The organism is Pseudomonas asiatica (genome assembly GCF_040214835.1).
GTDB classification, from domain to species: Bacteria; Pseudomonadota; Gammaproteobacteria; order Pseudomonadales; family Pseudomonadaceae; genus Aquipseudomonas; species Aquipseudomonas putida_Z.
In genome coordinates, this window is sequence record NZ_CP157874.1 from 4,502,017 (window position 1) to 4,525,352 (window position 23,336).

The following is a 23,336-nucleotide window of genomic DNA, read 5'->3' on the forward strand; positions in this document are numbered from 1 at the left end:
CGGTGACATCCACAGCGAGTTCATTTGCTTGCCTACAACACCACTGCCCTGCTACTTCCCCTCCCCAACCGGCTCCACCCGCTGCACCACGATCTGCATATGGCTCGCCATGTCGCTCAGTATCACCTCCCCTTCCTTGTACTCCGGGGTGATCATCAGCAAGCGGACAAAATGCTCGTTGCCACCTTCGCGCTTTTGCACGTTCTCGAACGCCACGATGATCGTGTCGTTGCGCCAGTTGCTGATGTCGAAACCGCCCGCAGCAACGAACTCACTAATGTCGCGCTCGTCGTTGAACACATTGGCAGGCAGGATCAGCAGGCGGTCCTTGAGAAACACCTGATAATACTGGCGAGGCCCCACCGGCCAGTTCTGCTCCACCACGTGCTCGATGCGCCAGTGATGGACGTTATTCTCATAGACCACGACACGCTCGACCTTATGGCCATTGCAAGCAACGAGCAAGGGCAATAGCAAACCACCGAGCCAGGTACGCTTTCGGCGCAGATTCATCCCGATCCCCTCGTTACATCAGAGAAAGGTTCATTTAGAGGTTTTAGCCGCGCGACGGTTGAATTTACGGATGTCCCGATACTCCACCAGGCGCACGCGCATCTCGCGGTAACGCTGGCTGTTGATGATCAGCAGAGCCAGCAAACCGAACACCAGGACGGAAATGTACGCCCCCATGTGCGGGCGATAACCGTAGCTGGGCAATGCGGCGAGCAAGGCAACCACGAGGATGCCGATCACACCGCGCACGCCCCAGGCAAAGCCACGCACCATCGCGATATGCGAGGCGGCGCTCACTACACCGGCTGCCGCCAGCACCATCACCGAGAGTTCAGGGTCTGAGCTGCGCATATAGGTGGAGAACACCAGCGAGACGGTGCCGCCCAGCGCCATGCAGGAAAAGAAAAACTCGGCAATGAACACGCCGAAATAACGGGAAAGAAACGCTTGCAGCTCCTGGTCACGGGTCACTCGGTAATCTCCTCGTAAAGCCCAACGGCAACCGATTGCACGAAGCTACTGCTGCCAAAGCCCGACAAGCCGCCTATCGAGTCTTTGATCAAGGTACGCGTGGCATGCTGAATTTCGGTAGGGGTAAAACGTTTGATCGCAGTACCCGCCGCTTGCTTCAGCTTGAGCTGCTTGGCAGTGAGCGACGGATGCTTGATGAGCAGAAGCTCCTCGGCCAGCGCCTTGCGTTGCTGCCGCGACAGGCTATGGAACAGCTCCCTCCAGCCCTTGCCGGTAGCCGCTTTGCGAGCCTGCAGGAACCGCACGGTGTTCAGGCTCGATGCGCCCACACCTGCCAGCGCGACGCCGTCCAGTATGCTCATCACGGTCTGGACCGTGTCGTTACTGTCGAGCCAGTCGTTCTGCCCTGGGTCGAACACTTCGTTGAACACTCGGTACCCGCCCATCATGCACTGCCCGGTACCCGCAGCCGCGGCGGCATAACCGACCGCCGTCAACACCATGCTGGCGCCGCCAGTGAACGGTACGGCAATGGTGCCACTGAACATGACGACCCAACCAAGATAGGCCGAGAGGCAACCCAGACTGGCGTTCACGGCCTCTGCCATCACCTTGCGCTCACGCGCGCCGGTTTGCAGCTGGGTCATGAACTGTTCAGGTGACTTGTAAGGTGCTGCCTCCTGCAGAATCACACGCTTGGGCGCAATGCTGCAGATAGGCTTGAATTCGCGCAGCACGATCACGTTGTACTCGGCATCGATATAGACAACACCAGCACCCACGATACCCGGGTCGGCATCGATGGCCCTGAACAGCTTCTGCTGGTCGACGGTCAACAACAGCCGCTGACGCGCCATTTGCTGCCGGTAGCCGCCCAGGGCGCCGGACATCAGATCAGTCACGACAACTCTCCTTGATTCGAAAAGCCGCTGCGCCGGCCCACGCACGCCCCGTGCAGGTCAGGCGACCTGCCAGGGGCTGCACGTGCACCGGCGCGAGCGCAACGGAGCGTGGGTTACACGTTCGGGCAAGGCACCGGCGCCCAGTCACCCATGTCGGGGCTGCGGCACATCTTGTTGACCTGGTCGACGCCAGCATTGGCCACCTGCTGGGCTTCGGCTTTCTTGGTAGTGGCCTTCTGCAGGGTCTTCTCGGTGGCGACCGCCTCTTGCGGCACGTTCGTGTTCACCTTGACGGCCTGGGTCTTCTTCTTGCCAGTGGTGGTCTTGGGCGGTTCAGCCACGGTCGCTACCTCGGTACGGGCCACGCCAACCTGCTTGAGGTCCTGCTCGTAGGCCTGGGTGTAGTTGTCGAGGTTTTCCGCAACGCGGCCGTTGACGGTGGCCAGCAGCTTGTTCGACTCCTGCAGGCCCGAGACGATCTCGGCCAGGCGCTTGCGCCCTTCGGTGTCGTTGATGCGGTTGGCCTTGCGGCCGTCGATCAGGCTGGTGAACTCACGCTGGTAGCAGCTCTGCGAAGCCTTGGCATAGGCCGTGGTGCGGTCCAGGTCGGCAGCGCTCTTGTCGATGTCGGTGGCGTACGAGGCAATGCGCTGCTTGTCGTCACTGATCTGCTTCTGGCGCTCGGTGTAGTAACCGGCCGCACCGCCCACCAGGGCACCACCCGCCGCACCGATGGCGGCATTGCGGCCGCGGTTGTCGCCGTCGACCAGGGCGCCGGTCAAGGCACCGCCGAGGGCCCCGATGACGGCGCCTGTGGCAACCGAGCGGGTCATGTCACCGTCGGTGGAGCGCAGGTGCTGCACGGGCTCGTAGCAGCTCGGGTAGTACTCGACCTTGGTCGTGGCACCAACCTTGGACACCGGAGAGCTGGAGCAGCCTGCCAGCAGAACAGTGCTGAAACCGGCGGCGAGCAGCAGGGCGGAACGGGCATGGGTAGCCGTGAAGATGGTCTTGAACATGTCACTTTCTCACGTGGGTGGTTAAAACGGGGGGCTTCATGCCACCCCGCGGTTGCGTCAGGCAGAAGCCACTACGAAGGCCGCGCAGCGGCCGATGCCAGGAGCTCCTTGAGGATCGTTGCCGGGTCGGCCCGCCGGTTCTGGCGGTACTCCCCAACATGGCGAACGAACAGGGTCGCGCGGCTCACCAGGCTCTTGCCCAGGACCGGTTTGCGGTTGAGCTCTTCCTTGACCCGCTGGAACTGCGCCTGGATCACCGCATCGGTGTAGCGCGTACCACTGGCCAGGTTGTCGATGTAGATCGCCACGGCGCCATCGAGGGCGGCGCGGCCGTTGGCGATGGCTGCGGCGTACATGCTCACGGTGGTCTGGTCGCCACGCGCCTTGGCCTCGGCCTGGGTGTTGCGCAGGTTGGTCAGGCGAATGTTGTAGTTGTTGATGGTCTCGGCCACCAGCGCGGCGGACTGGATCAGGTTGCCGGCAGCCTCTTCGCGCTGGCGGCCGATCAGCGAAACGCTGCGCTTGAGTTCTTCGTTGACCAGCCCCAGCTCGGCCTGCTGGCGCGGGTCGGCGGTGGCGGCGATGATGCTGTCCAGGCGCTTGGTCGGGTCCTGCACGGCATCAATATCGTCGGTAAGGCTGGCCAGGCGCCCTTCCTTTTGCCACTGCTCGAACAGTTCCTGGTAACGCGAACGGGGTGCCGACAAGGCGCCGATGGCCACCCGGAAGCCCGTGGTCTCGTTGCGCTGTTCGGTACCGTCAGCGCCAAACAGCGGGTACTCGCGGCGCATGCCGGTAAACAGCGTGCCCTCGCCTTCCAGGTAGTTGCCGCCCTTGACCACGAAGCCGCCATAGGCGCCTTGCAAGCGGCCGGCATGCACCAGCTGGAACGACTCCTGAACCATTTCGGCGGCATTGCCGATCACATCGAACAGCCCCAGCGGGTTCGGCAGCCGGGTACCGATCGGCATCAGGCGTGCGGCCTGCCCGGTGCCGCCAGCCACCTGGTTGAACACTGCCCAGTCGCCAAGCGGCCCGTCGCTGTCACTACCCTGGACCTTGCGCGGGAACAGCCGCCCTTCCAGTTCCTGGCGGCTTACCGCAGAGCCGCCACGGGCAGCGAACTCCCACTCCACTTCGGTGGGCAGGCGCACAAAACCGACCCCGCCGTCCTCGGCCTTGCTGCCCCGGCCACTGATCGGCAGCAGGTCACGGTGATGCTTGAGCAGCCAGGCACTGTAGACCGCGGCAAAGCGCTCGGCCTCGAAACGCGACAGCTTGACCTTGGGCAGGCGCCCCGCCGCCGTGGTATCGGGCTGACAGGCCGGCGCCGCCTCGCCGCTGGCCAGCGACTGGGCCTGAGCCATCACCTGGGCATACTGCCGGGCGCTGACCTCGTACTTGCCGATGAAATACATCATCGGCTTGAGCGGGCCAGCCTGGTCGAGTACGGGCAGGTTGGGGGCGACAGCCTTCTGCCAGGCGGGCGAAAGGTCCTGGAGGCTGAACTGGCCATTGATGAAGTCACGCCGATAACCGGAAATGAACGACTGCTGGTAGCCGGCCTCGCCCTCGCTGAACGGGTAGCCGAGGTTGACCTCGCGGTCGTCCAGGCTGCCCTGGGCCAACACGTAGACGCTGCGCAGTACCAGTTCGCCGCCGCATGGCAGCGGCAGGCTGACGTCGCCCGGCAAGGGCTTGGGGTTGTCCAGCTTGCTGGTGTCGACCGGCTGTGCCGGGGTGCTGGCGGCAGCGGCGTTGGCCGGCTTGGCCGATTTGGCAGGCGGCTCGTCGGTACCCGGCGAACAGGCCGCCAGGCCCAGCGTGGTCAGAAGCAGGGCCGTAGCCCCGAGACGAAGTTCAGACATCACGGATTCCTTGACTGGCATCGATGCGCGTCACCCGCCAGCCACCCAGGGCAGCAGCGGCTGTGCTGGCCAGCAGCACCGCAGACAACGCAACGAAGTAATGCATGGGCAACAGATGGCTGGCGTATTCGCCTGGCACCTGCGTGAAGATCCGGTTGAGGCCCTGCTCGGCCAGCAGGTACAGGGCGCCGGCAACTGCGGCCGCCAGCACGCCGCTGTACAGCGCCTGCAGCACCACGAACAGCAGCAGCGCGGCCGTGCCGAACCCCAGCAGGCGCAGCACCGCCAGCTCACGCTGCTTGCGCTGTACCGCCGCCACCGCGCCAGCGGCGATGGCTGCCACGGCACCGGCCACGGCCAGGCTGGTGATGATCCAGAACACTAGGTCAAGGTTGCGGCTCAGCGCCTGCACCTGGGCGATCTGCGCTGCCTGGGTCGATACCAGCCACTTGCGTTCGGCAAAGTAGGCGCGCAGCGTCTCGACATCAGCCAGCCCACGGGCATACAGGCGAAACGCCGGGTATATCCGCTGCGCATCATTGCCTGCGGCCTCGCCCGGCCAGCCCAGCGCCGGCACGCCGCGCCCGTCGCGGTAGTCCTCGACCGCTTCGAGCAGGGCCAGGGAAGCAAACAGGCCATCGCGCTCGAACGCCGCCAACGGCAGCACGGCAGCTACCTGCAGGCGCGTCTGGCGCCATTGCACCTGGCCGGCCTGCTGCCGGCTGAAGCTGGCCTGCAGTTCATCACCGGCAGCGGCACCGAGCTTCTCGGCAGCGGTAAAGCTCAGTACTACCTGCTGCAGGCCCTGCGGCGGCGGCACCTGTTGCAACAAGGGGTCACCGGCAGCGGTCGGCAGCATCTCGACGGTTACCGCACGCCCCTTGGCAGGCAGCAGCAGTTCTGCAGTGGCGGCGATCTGCCGGGTCCGCGCGATGGCGAAGGCGACGTCCGGTCGCTGCCCCAGGGCATCGATGAAATCGGCGCGGAAACGGCCACCGCCCAAGGGAATGATCTCGCGTACGCTCGGGTCGCGTTGCAGCCGCTCGGTCAGGCTGCCGACCAGGCCGAACTTGAGCCCGAACAGCACCAGCAAGGGCGCGATCACCGCGACCAGCGCCAACACGCTGCACGCCGACAGCCGCGCATCGTTGCGGTAGTCCTGCCAGGCCAGGCCGGCGATCAGCCACGGGCGCATCAGACGGCCTGCGCCAAGGTGGCGGTGACGCCACCGTCGGCATCGCGCCGGCAGGCCATGCGCAGCACGCTCAACCCGGCCCGGCGCGCCAGCGCTTCGTCATGGGTGGCGAGCACGCAGGTCACCTGGCGCGCCTGTGCTTCACGCAGCAGCAACTGCATGACCCGCTCGGCGTTCACCGGGTCCAGCGCCGCGGTAGGCTCGTCGGCCAGCAACAATGCCGGCGCATGCGCCAGGGCCCGGGCGCAGCTGACCCGCTGACGTTGCCCCAGCGACAACGCGGCAGGTTTCTTGGCCAGCTGGTCACGCACGTCCAGCGCCTCGGCCAGGCGTTGGACGCTGCCGTCCTCGCCCAGCCCCAACAGCTGCCGTGGCAGGCTGATATTGCCACGCACATCGAGGAAACCGAGCAATCCGCCGGCCTGCAGCACATAGCCCAGCTGGCGGCTGCGCAGCGCCGCCAACTGATCGAGGCGGCGCTGGCGCCACAGGCCAGCCACATCGGTGCCGGCGAAGACGAAGCCCTCGGCGGCATCCGGCGCCAGCACCAACGCCAGCAGGTCGAGCAAGGTACTCTTGCCGCAGCCGCTGGGGCCGACCAGGGCGACCCGTGCCCCTGCCGCCAGCTGCAGCCGGTCGATCTGCAGGCTGTAGCGCTGGGCACCCTGGCCGCGCGTCTTGTGCACCGCGTGCAGGCTGATCATCACGGCAGCGTCGACAGCGGTACACGGTACAGGGCATCGCCCGGCTCGGCCTTGCCGAAGCGCACCCAGTTGGCCATGTCGTTGTGGAAGGTTTCGTACAGGCGGATCTTCGAGTCCAGCTCGTCGATGAAATCCTCCTGTTCGGCCACCGACAGCGACAGCCACAGGTCCTCGGTCATGCTCAGGGACTTGCTGCGGTACGGCAGGCCTTCGAGGTATTCCCCCAGTACCCCGCCCTGGGCCAGGTTTGCGCCCTTGCGCAGGGCACCCGGATCGCGGCTCATGTAGGCGCTCGCGCTGGCGATCTCGTTGAAGAAATCACCCGGCGAACTGCGGGTCTTGCGCGCGGCATCGACGATCAGCTTCAGCGACTGCTGCAGGTCATTGAGTTGCAGCTTGGTCAGCATCACGCACACCTGCAGGCTCGGCAACGCCGGGTTGGCCAGGTCATGGTCGGCGGCCCAGGCGCTGACCAGTTGCGGCGCCTGGCTGGCGCCGTTACGGCCGAGGAAGTCCATGTGCATGGCATAACCGATCGCCTGGGACTTCGCCGCCAGGCTCGCGCCCGAGCCCAACTGTGGCAACGGCTGTGGCTGCTGTTCACGCACCTGGTGCACCAGTTCGGCGAACGTCGAGCCGATCTCGCGCACGCGCTCGCCAAAGGCGCCCACATCGCCGCCCGGCACAGCCACGTACAAGTCACCGATCTGCGGGTTGCTGTCGGCGGTAAGCACGCGGTACTGGCTTTCGGCAGCGCCATGGTTTTTCGCACCGGCCGGGGTGCGCAGGTGCAGGGCGTATATCCTGATCTGCTTGCTCAACGCAGCCTGGCGAACCTCGGCCTCGTTCATCTGTGTGCTGCTGTAGGGGTCGTTCTTGCGCAGGGCACCGGCATCGCTGACCAGCAGGACGATACGCCCGCCATAGCCCGACCAGTCCATGCCCTCCACGGCCTGCATCACGCCGGCAAAGGCATCTTCGTTGAACGAATGGCTGGAGACGCTGGTGGCCTTGACCTGCGCGGCAGCCTTGAGGAAGCGCGCCGGGTCGCGGCCCTCCTCCAGGCTGACCAGGGTCTTGCTCAGGTAGTCCAGGCCCGGGGTGCGCTTGACGCTGTTGCGAAAGCCCACCAGGCCGAAGCTGACATTGCCCAGCTCGCCCCGTGCAGCCAGTTGCGCCTGCAGTTCGCTGACCACCTGGCGCACGCGGTCGATGTAGGGTTGCATCGACACCGACGTGTCGACCACCAGGACGATGCCGGTACGGAAGCGGTTGTCCGTTGCCACGGCCGCACCGGCAGCCGTGGCCGCCTGGCTGCGAACGCTGCTGCCGGGGTCGATGGAGGCGACATTGAGCAACTGCACCGGCTGGCCGTCGGCGCCGAAGCTTTCGCGGTAGTCGAAGATCGGCATCAGGTAGAACTGGTTCTGCGGCACCGCGCTGGCGGCGGGCTCCAGGGCCAGCACCTGGGGCACCTGGTCGGGCTCGTTCTGCGCCTTGAGCAGGTCGGCGCGGGCCTTGCCGGTGTCGTCGAGCAGTTGCTGCAGGTCATCGGCCTGGCGCATGAACATCACCGGTGAACGGCCGGAACGCTCGGTAAACTTCAGCACCAGGCTTTGCTTCCAGTCGCTGGTTTGCGCCGCAGGCAACCAGCCGTCGCGCTGGCCGCTGCTGGAGGCGCCAACTTCCAGCCAGGGCTGGCCGTCGATGTCCTTGCGCTGGTACACGTACAGCACCGAGAACGCCGGCAGCGGTTCACCCGCGCTGTCACCGGGCCGTGCGCGCAGTTGCGCTTCGGGCTTGCTCAGCACGCGTTGGAACAGGGTTTTCTTGCCCGGCATCAACAAAGGCCGGCCGTCTTCGCTGGCCGCTGGCGGTGGAGCGGTTGTCGTCAACGGTTCGCTCGCGGTTTGCGCCACGGGTGGCTGCACATCCGGTTGGTCGCTGCCACTGCGCAACCAGAACAAGGTCGCGCCCAGGCCAAGCGCCGCGGCTATGGCCACGGCCAGCATGGCCTTGGCCGGCATGGCCGAGGCTGGTTTCGGCGGCGCAACGGGCCTGGGCCGGGACGGCTCCTTTGCAGGCGTGGGTGAGGCGACCGGCTCGGCCGTGGCCTGCGGAATATCGATGGACACCGGCGTCAAGCCGCCAAGGTCTGCCTTGCCCGGCATCGCGACCGGCAACGGCCGGATCACTGTGCTGTCCTGGTCATCGGCAGGCAAGCGGTCGAGTGCGGCCAGCAACGCGTCGGCATCGGCGAAGCGTTGATCGGGGTCCTTGGCCAGCAGCCCGCGCAGGATGTCCTGGTAGCGCCCGTGCTCGATGGGCAGCTCCGGTAGTGGCTCGGTCAGGTGGGCCAGTGCGGTCGACAACGCATCGGTGCCACGGTAGGGCAGCTCGCCGACAAGGATCTCGTACAGCACCACCCCAAGCGCATACAGGTCGGCGCGGCCGTCGATGTCCATGCCCCGCGCCTGCTCCGGGCTCATGTAGCTCGGGGTGCCGACGGCGAAGCCAGCCTGGGTGAACTGGGTGCGGTCATCCAGCGACTTGGCGATGCCAAAGTCCGAGAGCACCGCCGTGCCGTCGGCGCGGAACAGGATGTTGGCCGGTTTCACGTCGCGGTGCACCAACCCCTGGCCGTGGGCATAACCCAGCGCCTGGGCGATCTGCCGCACGTACAGCAAGCCCTGCTCGGGTGCAAGCCCGGCGGCGATGCGCTCCTTGAGGGTGCCGCTGGGCAGGTACTCCATGGCCATGTAGTACAGCTCGCCGACGTTGCCGATGTCATGGATGGTGGCGATGTGCGGGTGCGCCAGCCGCGCCAGGGTGCGCCCTTCGCGCAGGAAGCGCTCGCAGAAGGTAGGGTCGGCGGCAAGGCTCGCGGCCATCACCTTCAGCGCCACCTTGCGCTGCAGCGAGCGCTGGGTGGCCAGGTAGACGCTGGCCATGGCGCCCTGGCCAATCTCGCTGTCGATGTCGAATCCGGGAATCTGCATGTTCGGGGTGCTCTTCATTTCGCCTTCACCACCACGGCGGTGATGTTGTCAGGGGCGCCACGGGTCAGCCCCAGGTGTACCAGGCTGCGGACCACCTGATAGGGGTCGGCGTGGCCGAGCACGTCGGCGATCTCGTGGTCTTCGGCGGTCTTGTTCAAGCCGTCGCTGCACAGCAGGTAGGTGTCGCCCGGCAGTACCTGCACATCCACCGCCTGGAGTTCGAGCTGGTCCTCGACGCCGATGGCGCGGGTGACGATGTTGCCGCGCGGGTGCACGCGGGCTTCGGCCTCGTTGAGCAGGCCGCTGTCCTGCAGTTCCTGGACATAGCTGTGGTCATGCGACAGGCGCTCGATGCGACCATCGCGCAGCCGATACAGGCGGCTGTCACCAGCCCACAGGCCTACCGCCCGGTCGCCGCGTGCGGCCAGGATCACCACCGTGCTGCCCATCATCGCCACGCCCCGGCGCAAGGTCTCCTCGCGTACGGCGCTGTTGACCTGGGCCAAGGTGTCGCGCAGGGCCTGGGTGAAATCCTCCAACCCATCGATGAGCGGCAACTGGCGCAGGCTGTCCACGGCCAGGCTGCTCACATAGTCGCCGGCGGCATGCCCACCCATGCCGTCGGCAACGGCCCACAGGCCATCCCAGGTCAGCTCCAGGCAGGCGTCTTCGTTGATCTTGCGGACCATGCCTACATGGCTGTAGCTGGCCGCGCTGTAGTGCACGCGGCTCATGCTGGTCTCGCCTCGCTGCCCAGCAGGAACGCGGCGAACTGCTCGCTGCGCGGCAGGCCCTGGCTACGCAGCAGGCCAGGTGCGATCCGCTCGCTGCCCAGGCCCCACCACAGGCTCATGCCTTCGCAGGCACATTCGGCCAGGGCCAACGCCCTGCCCTGCGGCGTGCTGCCGTCCAGCCGCTGCAACCCGCCCACGGCCACACGTGGCCCCTGCAGCAGCGGCCGGGGTTGGTCGAAAGGCTGCAAGGCTGCCTCGAAATGCTCGAAAGCCGCATCCGCTTCAAGCGTGCCCAGCAAAGCCGCCTCGACACCTTCGAACCACTCATCGGCCCCACCAACGATGCTTGCGATCGCCACCCCGGGCTCCAGCACCTGCGCCACGCTCAGCGGAAAATACCGCCCCACCCGGTCGATGCTCGGCATCAGCACGCCGACCACCGCGTCCGGGCCACACACCCCAGGCGCCAGGGCAAAGCGCCACAACGGGCTGACCAGGTAGGCCTGCAGCCAGGCCTCGCCAAGCGCCTGCTGGCTGGCCTGGATACCGGCGGCCAGCCACTGGTCCCAGGGCTGAATGAAGGTCTGCGGCAAGCCACGGCTGACGAAGTCGCCGCGGCAGGCCAGTTTTCCGTAGAAACCCACGTCGTTCACAGATGCTCCGGCAGGCTGAAACCGCTGACCACTCGGCTGCGGAACGGGTTGAAGGCGCTGCTGGCACGCAGCTCGTACGACACGCTGGCGCCATCCACGCGCAAACGCAGGTTGAAACGTTCCGGCGAGCTGCCAGCCACCAGGTCGGCCTGGTCGAGCAGGCGGAACCACGCCCATGGGCCTTCCACGGTCAGCCCCGAACGGCCGCTGGCCGATGGCGGCGCGATCGACAGGCGAACCACGCCGATGCTGTTCGGGTTGGGCCACTGCAACGCCACCGGGCGGCTCGGGCCGTGGTCGTAGCTGACTTGCTGGCCGTCGAGATCGAGCAGGAACTGGGTGATGCTCGCGTCCATCGCCACCGGCTTGAGCTCGAAACGCACGCTTGGCTGCAGGCCGTTACCGCTGCGGAAGAACGCATCGCGGATGGTCGCCGCGCGCTGGAAGGTGTACAGCACGTTGCCGCTGATCCCGAGCTTCTGCGCAGCGCCCGGCTGCCAGCTCCAGGGCGTGCTGGAAGTATTGACGTAGGGCTGCAGGTACTTGCGGAAGTAGTTGTCCATTACCCCACCGACCCCGAAGAACTGGCCGAAGTCTTCCAGGGTGGCGTCGCGCGAGCTGCCGGCCACCAGCGGGTAGCGGCCGCTGAGCGACTGGCGGTAGACATTCAGCACTTCGCTGGCCCAGGCGGCATTGAGCTGGTTGCGCACCCCGCCCATGACGATGCCATGGGTCGAGCCGAGTACCGAACTGACCAGGTTCTGCACCACCCTGGGCTGGCGCGCCGCGCCCAGGGCTACCCGTTGCGCCGCAGCCTGGGCCTGGTTCTTGGCCTCGCCGAGCAAGGCGTCGCCGCTGGCACCGACCATGGCGCTGACCTGCACGTACAGCGCATTGAGGTCGGTGAGCAAGCCGTCGATGGCGGCGGGCTGGCCTTCACCGCTGCCGACCAGCGTGGCCAGCTCGGCGAAATGCGCGGTCACCGGGTCCTGCGTGCGGGCCGCGGGGCTGTCGACGGGCAGCGGCGCGTCGCCGAGCAGCCCGCCAAGGCGCTGGCGCAGCTGGTCGACACCGGCCTGCTCGGCCTTGTCCTGGACCTTGTCGAGCGTGGTCGGCTGCGCCAGGTTGGTTTCACGGGCCACCGCCTGCAGCAGCTGCTTCATCGGCGAGGTCGGCCCGGACAGCACCCGCAGCACGTCGGCGGCTTGGCCAACGCTGGTGACAGGCACGACGTCCAGGTCGTCGAGCAGGGCATCCCAGTGGCGGATGTAATCCTGGTAGTAGAGTTGCTGCACATCGTCGGCCAGGCGTTTGGCATCGCCCGCTTCGCTCGGCGCGCGGCCCAGTACCCAGCGTTCCTCGGCCAGCGTGGTGCTCTGCGCCAGGCTGGCGGCTAGAAATGCCTGGCGGTAGCCCTGCACGGTGAACAGCCCCGGCAGCGGCTCGCTCAGCGGCTTGCCGCTCTTGAAGCGAAACACCAGGGCGGCATCACGCCCGGCAGCGTCGCTGACGCGGAAGTCTTCGACCCCACGTGGCAGCTTCTGGCGCTTGACCCGGTCGTAAACACGCTGGGCCACCGGCAACTGCTGCAGCTGGCGACGGGTGTCGTCGATCAGGCGCTGGTCCAGGCGTGCGTTCGGCGGACGTTTCTCGAACAGCGCCGCCAGGTGCTGCCCCAGGGCTTGGCGCAGGTCGGGCGCAAGGTCGCGGGGTAACTGGCGCTCCCAGTCGAGGGTGATCCAGGCCTTGATGAAGTCTGGGTCGTAGTGCTCGGCATCGGCCAGCATCAGGTAGGCCTTGAGCCCTTCGTAGAGGTAATCGGATGGCCCCCCGGCATACAGCTGTTCCTCGATGCGGGTGACCAGGCGCGGGGCGAAAATGGCGATCAGCAGCTTGCGGTACAGGCTCTGCGATTCGCTTTCGAGCATGTCGCCCTGGTACAGGCCCAAGCCCTCGGCCCAGTTGGGAGGGTCGTCCGCCAGGTGGCGGACGGCGTTGAGCAGCGGCAGCACGTCGACCACGTTGCGCTGCGCAGGGCTCAGGCCTTGCACGCTTTTGCCCAGTGGCTGAAGGCGGCTGTCGACTTCGGCGATGTATTGCTGGTTGGCCCGATAACTGAGGGCCCACAAGGTTCCGACCAGCAGCACCAGCGCCACGCTCACGGCCAGCGCACCACGGGCGATCCACCGGCGCCGCCGCTCCACCTTGGGGTTGCTGCCGACCAGGCCGCGCTCGGCAAAGGCCACGGCAGTGAACAACCGCTCGATGAAATAGCTGCGCCCGCTACCGCTCTGGCGTGCCAGGTGCGCACGGTCCAGGCCCATGCTCTGGGCCATGCTGCCGATCAGCCGGTCGATGGGGCTGCCTTCCTGGGTGCCGCTGGTGAAGTACACACCGCGCAGCAACGCCCGTGCCTCGAAGGCGTTGGGCTTGAAGATGCCGTCGAGGAAGGTTTTAAGGTTGCCACGCAGGGCGGCGAACTGTTGCACGAAGCCGTAGACAAGGTCGCGCCGGGCCGGGTCGCGCTCCTGTTGCAGGCGCTCGACCAGGCGCTCGCCGAGCCGCCGTTCGAGCAATGCGAACTCGTTGTCGAACTGCGCCAACGGGCCGTCAGCGCCCTGCTCGAGAGTATCCAGCGGGAAGGTCATGCCCCACACCTGGGCGCGTTCGTCCTTGCCCAGGTTGTCGAAGAACTCCATGAAGCCCGGCACCAGGTCGAGCTTGGTCAGCATCAGGTACACCGGGAAGCGCACGCCCAGCTGGCTGTACAGCTCCTGGATGCGCGCGCGGATCGCCGCGGCGTGGGCGGCGCGCTCGGCGTCGCTGCCCAGCAGCAGGTCGGACAGGCTGATGGCGATGAATGCACCGTCGATGGGGCGGCGCGAGCGCTGGGTCTTGAGCAGGTCGAGAAAGCCCAGCCAGGCCGCCTTGTCGACCTGGGCGTGGCTGTCCTGGGTGGTGTAGCGGCCGGCAGTGTCGAGCAGCACCGCCTGGTCGGTGAACCACCAGTCGCAGTTGCGCGTGCCGCCCACACCGCGGATGGCGCCCTCGCCCAGTTGCGCGGCCAGCGGGAAGTGCAGGCCGGAGTTGACCAGCGCGGTGGTCTTGCCAGAGCCGGGCGGGCCGATGATCACGTACCACGGCAGCTCGTAAAGGTTGCGACGCTCGTCACCGCCCAGGCGGGCCTTCTTCAACAGGGCCAGGGCCTCGTCCATACGCTGGCGCAGCGCCGCCAGCTCTTCGGTGGTGGCCACGCTGGCAGGGTCCGGGGCAGTTTCTGCGGCCAGGCTCTGCATGACCTTGGCCGCCTGCCGGCGCGCCTGCACGATGCGCCAGGCGCGGTAGCCGCCCCACAGGGCGAACAGCAGGACGATCAGCAGCCAGCGTGGCGTGGGCGACGCCAGCATTTCCAGCAACGGCCCGACGAACCAGATGATCAGGCTCAGGGCGATCAGGCCCAGCAGCGGGATCACCCAGCGAATGACAAAACTGAAAAACGCCTTCACTCGACGCCCTCCGCCAGAACGGTGATTTCAACCCGGCGATTCTTCGCCCGGCCCTGCGCGGTGTCGTTCGACGCCAGGGGCTCGGTGTCGCTCAGCCCTTGGGCGCTGAAGCGCTCGGGTTGCCCGGTGCGCGCGGCGAGGATGCCCTTGACCTCTTCGGCGCGCGCTTGCGACAACGCCCAGTTGGACGGGAAGCGCAACGTCGCGATGCGCTGGTTGTCGCTGTGCCCGGTGACCCGGACATTGCCCTTGACCTTGGCCACTGCCTCGGCGATGCGCAGCATCAGCGGCTGGAAATCGCCCTTGATGCTGGCGCTGGCGCTGGCGAACAGCTCGTCACCGCGAATGGTCACCACCGAGCGGTCGACCGCGTCTTCGACGGAAACCCGGCCGGCCTTGATGTCATCGGCGAGGAACCCGGCCAGGCGCGGGCGCTCCACGGGCTTGGGCTGCAGCACCGGGCGGTCCATGGCTTGTACCGGGATTTCGCCCAGCGCGTGGATACCCCGGAACACCGGCTCGGCATCGGCGGCCAGCTTCAGGCGCAGGCCGAACAACAGCAGCAACAGCAATGCCGCGGCCACCGCCAGGCCCACCCATGGCGGCACGAACTGGGCCAGGCGGTCACGGCTGACAGCCACCCCACGCCAGTGTGGCGAGAGTTCGCGCTCACGCTCGCCACGGGCACTGCGAATTGCCGCAGCGGTGCGCTCGCGCAGCGCTTCGAGCTGGGCGCGGCCATCGTTCATGACCCGGTAGCGGCCCTCGAAGCCGAGGCTGGTGCACAGGTACAACAGCTCCAGCAGGTTGAGGCGTTCGCGCGGGCTCTGCAGGCAATGCTCCATCAGCTGGAACACCTTCTCACCGCCCCAGGCCTCGTTGTGCACCGTGATCAGCAAGCTCTGCCGGCTCCAGTCGCTGGCACTGCCCCACGGCGTGCTGAGCACTGCCTCGTCCAGCGCGGTGCACAGCGCATAGCGCGCCAGCAGCACCTCGTTGCGCACCACCCCGGCGGCTTCGGCACGGGTCTCGAACTGGCGCAGATAGGCCAGCAACTGCGCCCGCAGGCTGGCCGGCGCCGAATGAGCGATGGTGTTGCGCAGGCGGGTAAGCAAGGCCAGCAACGGCCCGGCCGCCTGCTCGAGCGGGTTGACACCCACGCCCTGGCCAGGCGCCAGGGGCTCGGCCGGTACCTGCAACGGCGGCGGCTGCGGCGCTGGCGCGGCGGGTTGCGGGGCAGCACGGCCACCGGGGCGCGGCATGAACTGGGTACGGTCGTTGGCCTGCGGATCTTCCGGGTGCATCGCGGGTTATCCTCGAATGGCCCAGAAGGCCAGGCTCAGGCCGGGGAACTCGCCGGCAACGTAGAAGGCAAAGCCACCGGAGTGTTGCAACTGCTTCCAGTGCTCGCTGCCCCGGTCGAGCTCGAAGTAGGTGGAGCCGGCATGGAACGGGATCTGCCTGGGCGCCACCGGCAACGGCAGCAGGCCGATGCCCGGCAGTTGCAGGTTGACCAGGTCGCGGATGTGTTCCACCGAACCGATCTTACTCTGTTGGCCAAAGCGGCTACGCAGCGTCTCGCTGGGCACATCGGCACGCACCACCAGGACGAAACTGGCGCTGTCGAGCAGGCTGCGGTCGGCAAGCATGCCAACATGGATGCCGTAGGCCTTCTCGACGATGGGAATGGCCACCGCCTTGCTGTCGATCAGCGTCGACAAGGCCTCGCGCAAGGCGGCCATCACTGGCGCGAAGGTCGCCGCCAGGTCGTCGTGCTGATAGACCGGGAAGCTGTGCGGGCGGCGGCCATCGCGGGTGAAGGTGGCGAACTCGCCAGCCAGGGCCACCAGCTCGCTGTACAGCCGCTCGGGGTGCAGCGGGCTCAGCTGGTTGAGGTGTTCGACCAGCGGCTGGGCACGGTTGACCAGTTGCAGCAGCATGAAGTCGGCAATCTCCGACGCCCCGCCATTGGCCGAGGCGACCACCCTGCCCGCCAGCGCTTCGCCACGTTGGTGCAGCAGGCCCAGCAGCTCGCCGCAAAAGCCGGACAGTTGCTGGCTGGCCGCCACGTCGAGTACTGGCGGGATGTAGCTGTCATCCACCACCAGCGCGCGGTCGGCGCGCTTTTCGCGGATGCGCAGCATGCCGAGGGCGGCGTAGTCGCTCAGGCCGTCCTCGCTGCGCAGCAGGCGCAGGGCGCGGCTGCCGAGGGCCAGCGGGGCACGGTTTTCGAACGGCGCGTTGTCGTCGCGCACCTCGCTGACACGGCTGACATAGCGGGCGCCAGCGACGGCTTCGCCCTCGTCGACGGTGTCGCGGGCCCCCGCCCGCTTGAGTGGCAGCCCCAGGTGGACAACGCCATCGCGCAGATCGTCGGGCACTTCCAGCGGCGCAGGTGGCAGGTCGTCGCGGGGGATGTCGAACGGCGTGCCGTCGGGCAGCAAGCCGCGGGCGCTGAGAATCGCCACCTTGCCCTGGGCAAGCAGGCCCTGGTCGAGCAGCAGCTCGGAGAAACCCCACGCGGCCACGCTCAGCGGCCGGTTGCGGGCGTCGACCAGGTGTTCGAGGTAGCGATCATGCTGTTGGAAATGCTGGGTCGTGATGAACATGCCTTCCGACCACACCACGCGATTGTTCCAGGACATGGGGACTCCGATTGCCTAGCGGGCAGGTTCAGGTTGTGGGGTGGCCACGGCGCTGCGCACGGCACGCACATCGAGGCTGATCTGATAGTCCCGCGGCGGCACCGGCAGCACGCTGCGCCACTGGGCCTGGTCGATCTCGCGGTAACCGACCACCAGGCCGATGTGGCGAGTGGCAAGGTCGAGCGGACGTTCCAGGCGCAACTGGCCGCCGGGCTGCAACAGCACTTCGTCCTGGTCGATCAGGTCGGCGCCGAGGGTGGCCTGGGCGCGCTCGGCCAGGGCGAAGTAGTCGGCGCGGGCAAATGCGGCGCTGTTCTTCAGCTCGTACAGGCGCACCCGTACCGGCGCAGGCGTGCCGCCAGGGCCTGGGTTCAGCCCCTCGGCGGCACTGAAATACAGGGTCACGGCTGCGCTGTCCGGTGCACTGTCGGCAGCGGGGGCAACCGGCGTGTCCTTGCTGCAGGCAGCCAGCAGCACCAGGCTCAGGGCTGCGACCAGTCGTATTGCTTTCATCCTTGTCCTCTTGACGTACCGTGGTCTTCCTGGGTGCGCTCAACTACGTTGCAAACGGCTGCTGTGGGCCTCGTAGGCGCGGCTGAATTCGCGGCCGAACAGTTCCTGGAAATCGTCTTCGGCTTCACGGGAGATCTGCCCGTAAAGCTCGGTGAACTGCTGCCAGCAGTGGGCCTGGCGCGAGCCACCGAACAACTTGGCCAGCCCCGCCGCAGGTGCCAGGCGCTGCTCCAGGCGCGCCGGCTGGAAACACGCGAGCAGGTGCTTGATTGCGGCCTGCACGCCCGCCATCACCGCCAGCTGGTGGGCGCGCACATCATCGAAGCTTTCGCGCACGGCCTGGTCCGGCGCCATGAACGCCTGGTTACCGTGACGCAGCAACAGCAGCAACGCCTCGTCGGCATTGGGGGCGAACTTCAGCGGGTTGTTCTGCACCGGGGCGATGGTGGTCTGCTGCATGCGGAACTCGCCCTTCAGGCTGCTGCGTGCACGCAACACGTCGATCAGGCCCTCCACCATCAGGCGGTAGCTTTGGCCGATGGCCTCCATTTGCGCGGCGGCGTCGGCGGCGTCGATGCGCAGGTGCTCGATACCGGCGCCGCGCAGGAACGCCTGCAGCAACGCATCGCTGCTTGCAGCTGGCGCAGGTGCGGCGACTGGTTCGCTTGCAGCAGGCTGTGCAGGCACTGCAGGAACGGCTGGCGCAGGCGGCGCAGTCGGGGTCGGAGCCGGAGCCGGTGCCGGTACCGAGCCGAACAGGTTCCAGTCTTCCGGGATCATCCCCGGCGCAGCCGGTTCGGCGGCCGGGGCAGGCGCCACCACCGGGGTTGGCGGGCGGAAGTCGTGCTGCTGAGCCGGCACATGGTCGGGCTGGCTGACCGGCGGCACGCTCGAGGGGCCAAGGAAGTCGAACAGGTCAGGCAGCGTGTCGTGGTTCGACGCACCTTGCAGGAACGCAGCCGGCGCACCGGAAATCGGCGGGGCGGGAACGGCCGGGGCCGCCACCTGGTTGGCCATCAGCGCCTCGAAACTGTGTACCTGGGGTTCGCCCTCCAGGGCGCCAGGCAGGTTCGCGTCGATGCGCGCCTGTATCTCGTATTCCCCAATACGGATAACTTCGCCATCCAGCAACTGCTCACTGTTACCGCGACGCAAGCGAATACCGGCACGAACTAATTCCACACCGTTCGTACTGTCATCGGTCAAAAAATATCGCCCTTCCTTGAACTGGATCACACAATGCCGGGCCGATACCAATCGCTCGGGGTCAGGAAGTACCCAGTCATTTTCCGCCGCACGGCCAAGCGTGATGGCACCGGTTTCCAGCCGCATCTCCGGGCATTGCCCGGGAGTAATCTTGTGGTAACTAGTGATAGTTAGGCAAAGTGCCATCACGCCTCCATGCATCCATTTAAAACATCGATCCATCCATTTGAGTTGTTTTCCCACAACCACTCAAATACAGCTGTACCCCTTGATTCACGGGGGCTTCGTGCGCACAACCGAACGTACGACGGCTATTCAACGCTAATGCCGAGGCTAACCGAATGGAATCGGACGAGTGGTGCTCGGTAACTGCCAACGGATTCACAGCTGGCACTCGGGGGCGCGTAGCTTACCTTGACACTCGCGAATAAATAAACCATAAATGCGCAACTTCGAAGTGCCAAAATAATATCACCATGATATCACCCCGGCACTCTTTGGAAAGTTTGTGCGCCAGTTCACACTTGCAACTTCGCACAACAACACGCCCTCACCAAGGGCCGATATGGAGATCGAATTCTGGTGAACGCATCGCCGCTGCTCGCCGCTGTTTCCGCTGACTTTCCCTGCGGCGATGACCTCGAATATGACGCCGAGTTTCTGCAACTGGAGCGTGACGCCCAGGGCCGCCCCGAGCGCGTCATGGGCGACGCCGTCCAGCCTGCCGAGCCACCACAGTGGCGCGATATCGAGCAGGCAAGCACGACCTTGCTGCAACGCAGCAAGGACCTGCGCATCACCCATTTCCTGCTTCAGGCCAACCTGGCCCTGCACGGCCTCCCAGGGCTTGCCGCCAGCCTGGAACTGATCCGCGATCTGCTCGGCGAGTACTGGCTGCACCTGCACCCACAACTGGACGCCGCCGACGACAACGACCCTACGGTACGGGTCAACGCCCTCGCCGGCCTGGCCTGCGACACCAACATCGCGCTGCTGCGTGATGCCGTGCTGGTGCGCTCCCGTGCCTTTGGCCCGGTCACCCTGCGCGCGGCACTGCACGCCGCAGGCGTGCAGCATTTCGCCAGCGAACAGCTCAGCGCCGAGGAACTGGCCGCCGCCCTGCGTGACGCCGACCCCGACCAGCTGCAGCAATGCCAAGAGGCGCTGCGGCTGGCCCGCGAGGCGGTGGACGCCATCGAGAGCCGGGTCAACGACCAGGTCGGTTCGGCCAGCGGTATCGATTTGTCAGCCTTGCGCCAGCCGCTGCGCCAGGTGCAGCAGGTACTGGCTGACTACTGCCCCGACGGGGCGGGCCCAGCCCCGCAAGCCGATGACACGCCGGCTGCCGAGCGCGATGACGAGCGGCAGGCGACCGCCAGTGCCGCCCCGGGCACACGGCCGGCTGCCCGCCCTGGTGAAGTCAACAGCCGCGAAGACGTGCAGCAGAGCCTTGACCGCCTGCTGCAGTACTACGCCCGCCACGAACCATCAAGCCCGCTGCCGGTACTGCTGCACCGGGCGAAGAAGCTGGTCCATGCCGATTTCGCAACCATTGTGCGCGACCTGATCCCCGATGGCTGGTCGCAATTCGAGAACCTGCGCGGCCCCGAGGACAACTGACGTCCTCGGCCCGCATCAACACCGACGCCCGCAACGAACAGCGCCGCCGTACCGGCGACCAGGAGGAACAACGTGGCGAAAGACAGCTCCCAGAAATTCATCGCGCGCAACCGTGCGCCGCGGGTGCAGATCGAATATGACGTCGAGCTCTACGGCGCCGAGAAGAAAGTCCAGTTGCCGTTCGTCATGGGCGTGCTGTCGGACCTTGCCGGCAAGCCGGCCGAACCGCTGCCAGCGGTGGCCGAGCGCAAGTTCCTGGAAATCGACGTTGACAACTTCGACTCGCGCCTGAAGGCGATGAAGCCACGCGTGGCCTTCAACGTGCCCAACGAACTGACCGGCGAAGGCAACCTGAGCCTGGACATCACCTTCGAGAGCATGGACGACTTCAGCCCGGCCGCCGTGGCGCGCAAGGTCGACGCCCTCAACCAGCTGCTCGAGGCCCGCACCCAATTGGCCAACCTGCTGACCTACATGGACGGCAAGACCGGTGCCGAGGACATCATCCTCAAGGCCATCAAGGACCCGGCCCTGCTGCAAGCCCTGGCCAGTGCACCGAAACCCGTCGACAACGAGCCCAAGGCCTGAGGAGACAGCCCATGAACGATCCATTGCGCGACGCCCAGGCCCAGCCGGGAGCTGCCACCCAGGACCCGAGCGAGTTCGCCGCCCTGCTGCTGCAGGAATTCAAGCCCAAGACCGAACGTGCCAAGGAAGCGGTCGAAAGCGCCGTGCGTACCTTGGCCGAGCAGGCCCTGGCGCAGACCAGCCTGGTGTCCAACGATGCCATCGGCTCGATCGAGCAGATCATTGCCGCCATCGACGCCAAGCTGACCGCACAGGTCAACCAGATCATCCATCACGATGACTTCCAGCAGCTGGAAAGCGCCTGGCGTGGCCTGCACTACCTGGTCAACAACACCGAGAGCGACGAGCAGCTGAAGATCCGCGTGCTCAACGTCTCGAAGACCGAGCTGCACAAGACCTTGAAGAAATTCAAGGGCACTGCCTGGGACCAGAGCCCGGTGTTCAAGAAGCTGTACGAGGAAGAGTACGGCCAGTTCGGCGGCGAACCTTATGGCTGCCTGGTCGGCGACTACTACTTCGACCAGTCGCCACCCGACGTCGAGCTGCTGGGCGAGATGTCGAAGGTCTGCGCCTCGATGCACGCACCGTTCATTGCCGCCGCCTCGCCGACCGTGATGGGCATGGGCTCCTGGCAGGAGCTGAGCAACCCGCGCGACCTGACCAAGATCTTCACCACCCCGGAATACGCCGGCTGGCGCTCGCTGCGTGAGTCCGAAGACTCGCGCTACATCGGCCTGACCATGCCGCGCTTCCTGGCGCGTCTGCCTTATGGCGCCAAGACCGACCCGGTCGAAGCATTTGCCTTCGAAGAAGACACCGACGGCGCCGACAGCAGCAAGTACACCTGGGCCAACGCCGCCTATGCCATGGCCGTGAACATCAACCGCTCGTTCAAGTACTACGGCTGGTGCTCGCGCATTCGTGGCGTGGAGTCGGGTGGCGAAGTGCAGGGCCTGCCGGCGCACACCTTCCCCACCGACGACGGTGGCGTGGACATGAAGTGCCCGACCGAAATCGCCATTTCCGACCGCCGCGAAGCGGAGCTGGCCAAGAACGGGTTCATGCCGCTGTTGCACAAGAAGAACACCGACTTCGCTGCCTTCATTGGTGCCCAGTCGCTGCAGAAGCCGGCCGAATACGACGACCCGGACGCCACCGCCAACGCCAACCTGGCCGCGCGCCTGCCGTACCTGTTCGCCACCTGCCGCTTCGCTCACTACCTCAAGTGCATCGTTCGCGACAAGATCGGCTCGTTCAAGGAGAAGGACGAGATGCAGCGCTGGCTGCAGGACTGGATCCTCAACTACGTCGACGGCGACCCGGCGCACTCCACCGAGACCACCAAGGCCCAGCACCCGCTGGCAGCAGCCGAGGTTGTGGTCGAGGACGTCGAAGGCAACCCGGGTTACTACAACTCGCGCTTCTACCTGCGCCCGCACTACCAGCTCGAAGGGCTGACCGTGTCGCTGCGCCTGGTATCGAAGCTGCCTTCGGCCAAAGGGGCCTGACAGACTTCGGGGCCGCTTCGCGGCCCTTTCGCGACGCAAGGCCGCTCCTGCACAGAGGGCCGACGTCGTGTGTTGAGTGAGAGACCGACGCAGCTTCTGTAGGAGCGGCCTTGCGTCGCGAAAGGGCTGCGCAGCAGCCCCAACTGCACCAAACCGCCAACCTGACGCGTAATACCGAGGACACCATGGCTGTAGACATTTTCATCAAGATCGGCGACATCAAGGGCGAGTCCCACGACAAGGCCCACAAGGACGAAATCGACGTGCTCAACTGGAGCTGGGGCATGTCCCAGTCCGGCAACATGCACATGGGCAGCGGCGGCGGCTCGGGCAAGGTCAACATCCAGGACCTGTCGATCACCAAGTACATCGACAAGGCCAGCCCCAACCTGATGGCCCACTGCTCCAGCGGCAAGCACATCGACAAGGTCAAGCTGACCGTGCGCAAGGCCGGGGGCGAGAGCCAGGTCGAGTACCTGATCATCAACCTTGAAGAAGTCATCATCAGTTCGCTGAGCACTGGTGGCTCGGGCAGCGACGACCGCCTGACCGAGCACGTGACCCTGAACTTCGCCAAGGTCACCGTCGACTATCAGCCGCAGAAAGCCGACGGCACCAAGGAAGGCGGCCCGATCAAGTACGGCTGGAACATCCGCTCCAACGTCAAGATCTGACCGACCGCGCCCGCGCCG

General features: G+C 66.3%; 19 protein-coding genes. 4 read left to right on the forward strand and 15 right to left on the reverse strand.

Annotated elements, in window-relative coordinates; all coding sequences use genetic code 11:
• Nucleotides 1–51: 51 nt before the first annotated feature.
• The 15 genes from ABNP31_RS20105 to tagH form a co-directional block, all read right to left on the reverse strand.
• On the reverse strand, nt 52–513 hold the full coding sequence (locus tag ABNP31_RS20105) for a hypothetical protein (protein ID WP_350012694.1): 462 nt from the start codon (nt 511–513) through the stop codon (nt 52–54).
• A gap of 30 nt (nt 514–543) precedes the next feature.
• A complete protein-coding gene (locus tag ABNP31_RS20110; RefSeq protein ID WP_075046084.1) occupies nt 544–984 on the reverse strand; it encodes a hypothetical protein in 441 nt (146 codons plus the stop codon).
• The gene (locus tag ABNP31_RS20115; RefSeq protein ID WP_038408275.1) at nt 981–1,874 is read right to left on the reverse strand and encodes a hypothetical protein; all 894 of its coding nucleotides are present in this window, start codon (nt 1,872–1,874) and stop codon (nt 981–983) included. The genes ABNP31_RS20110 and ABNP31_RS20115 overlap by 4 nt, the downstream gene beginning before the upstream one ends.
• 125 nt (nt 1,875–1,999) lie before the next feature.
• Nucleotides 2,000–2,905, reverse strand: coding sequence for a type VI secretion system-associated lipoprotein TagQ (gene tagQ / locus ABNP31_RS20120; RefSeq protein ID WP_085665237.1), 906 nt, complete (start codon nt 2,903–2,905; stop codon nt 2,000–2,002).
• A gap of 71 nt (nt 2,906–2,976) precedes the next feature.
• Nucleotides 2,977–4,773 carry a formylglycine-generating enzyme family protein gene (locus ABNP31_RS20125; protein ID WP_238066839.1) on the reverse strand — a complete coding sequence of 599 codons (1,797 nt, stop codon included), beginning with the start codon at nt 4,771–4,773 and terminating at the stop codon, nt 2,977–2,979.
• A complete protein-coding gene (locus ABNP31_RS20130) occupies nt 4,766–5,968 on the reverse strand; it encodes an FtsX-like permease family protein (RefSeq protein WP_025340303.1) in 1,203 nt (400 codons plus the stop codon). Before ABNP31_RS20130 ends, ABNP31_RS20125 begins: the two co-directional genes overlap by 8 nt.
• On the reverse strand, nt 5,968–6,672 hold the full coding sequence (locus tag ABNP31_RS20135; RefSeq protein WP_085665234.1) for an ATP-binding cassette domain-containing protein: 705 nt from the start codon (nt 6,670–6,672) through the stop codon (nt 5,968–5,970). The genes ABNP31_RS20130 and ABNP31_RS20135 overlap by 1 nt, the downstream gene beginning before the upstream one ends.
• A complete protein-coding gene (locus tag ABNP31_RS20140) occupies nt 6,672–9,671 on the reverse strand; it encodes a serine/threonine-protein kinase (RefSeq protein ID WP_350012695.1) in 3,000 nt (999 codons plus the stop codon). Before ABNP31_RS20140 ends, ABNP31_RS20135 begins: the two co-directional genes overlap by 1 nt.
• Nucleotides 9,672–9,685: 14 nt before the next feature.
• A complete protein-coding gene (locus ABNP31_RS20145; protein WP_085665232.1) occupies nt 9,686–10,405 on the reverse strand; it encodes a PP2C family protein-serine/threonine phosphatase in 720 nt (239 codons plus the stop codon).
• On the reverse strand, nt 10,402–11,058 hold the full coding sequence (gene tagF, locus ABNP31_RS20150; protein ID WP_350012696.1) for a type VI secretion system-associated protein TagF: 657 nt from the start codon (nt 11,056–11,058) through the stop codon (nt 10,402–10,404). Before tagF ends, ABNP31_RS20145 begins: the two co-directional genes overlap by 4 nt.
• A complete protein-coding gene (tssM, locus tag ABNP31_RS20155; RefSeq protein ID WP_350012697.1) occupies nt 11,055–14,564 on the reverse strand; it encodes a type VI secretion system membrane subunit TssM in 3,510 nt (1,169 codons plus the stop codon). The genes tagF and tssM overlap by 4 nt, the downstream gene beginning before the upstream one ends.
• Complete coding sequence (locus ABNP31_RS20160; protein WP_085619145.1) at nt 14,561–15,868, reverse strand: DotU family type VI secretion system protein; 1,308 nt, start codon at nt 15,866–15,868, stop codon at nt 14,561–14,563. The genes tssM and ABNP31_RS20160 overlap by 4 nt, the downstream gene beginning before the upstream one ends.
• A gap of 6 nt (nt 15,869–15,874) precedes the next feature.
• A complete protein-coding gene (gene tssK / locus ABNP31_RS20165) occupies nt 15,875–17,209 on the reverse strand; it encodes a type VI secretion system baseplate subunit TssK (protein WP_025340310.1) in 1,335 nt (444 codons plus the stop codon).
• Between the two features lie 15 nt (nt 17,210–17,224).
• On the reverse strand, nt 17,225–17,722 hold the full coding sequence (gene tssJ, locus ABNP31_RS20170; protein WP_350012698.1) for a type VI secretion system lipoprotein TssJ: 498 nt from the start codon (nt 17,720–17,722) through the stop codon (nt 17,225–17,227).
• Between the two features lie 39 nt (nt 17,723–17,761).
• Complete coding sequence (gene tagH / locus ABNP31_RS20175) at nt 17,762–19,114, reverse strand: type VI secretion system-associated FHA domain protein TagH (protein WP_350012699.1); 1,353 nt, start codon at nt 19,112–19,114, stop codon at nt 17,762–17,764.
• A 396-nt stretch (nt 19,115–19,510) separates the two neighbouring features.
• Between tagH and tssA the strand changes: the two genes are divergently transcribed.
• The 4 genes from tssA to ABNP31_RS20195 all read left to right on the forward strand — a co-directional run bounded on the left by tssA (nt 19,511) and on the right by ABNP31_RS20195 (nt 23,318).
• Complete coding sequence (gene tssA / locus ABNP31_RS20180; RefSeq protein ID WP_075046096.1) at nt 19,511–20,548, forward strand: type VI secretion system protein TssA; 1,038 nt, start codon at nt 19,511–19,513, stop codon at nt 20,546–20,548.
• 72 nt (nt 20,549–20,620) lie between these two features.
• Nucleotides 20,621–21,136 carry a type VI secretion system contractile sheath small subunit gene (gene tssB, locus ABNP31_RS20185; RefSeq protein ID WP_025340314.1) on the forward strand — a complete coding sequence of 172 codons (516 nt, stop codon included), beginning with the start codon at nt 20,621–20,623 and terminating at the stop codon, nt 21,134–21,136.
• A gap of 11 nt (nt 21,137–21,147) precedes the next feature.
• Nucleotides 21,148–22,644 carry a type VI secretion system contractile sheath large subunit gene (gene tssC, locus ABNP31_RS20190; protein WP_025340315.1) on the forward strand — a complete coding sequence of 499 codons (1,497 nt, stop codon included), beginning with the start codon at nt 21,148–21,150 and terminating at the stop codon, nt 22,642–22,644.
• 185 nt (nt 22,645–22,829) lie between these two features.
• Nucleotides 22,830–23,318: an Hcp family type VI secretion system effector gene (locus ABNP31_RS20195; protein ID WP_025340316.1), complete on the forward strand. Its 489-nt coding sequence runs from the start codon at nt 22,830–22,832 to the stop codon at nt 23,316–23,318.
• The last annotated feature ends 18 nt before the right edge of the window (nt 23,319–23,336 follow it).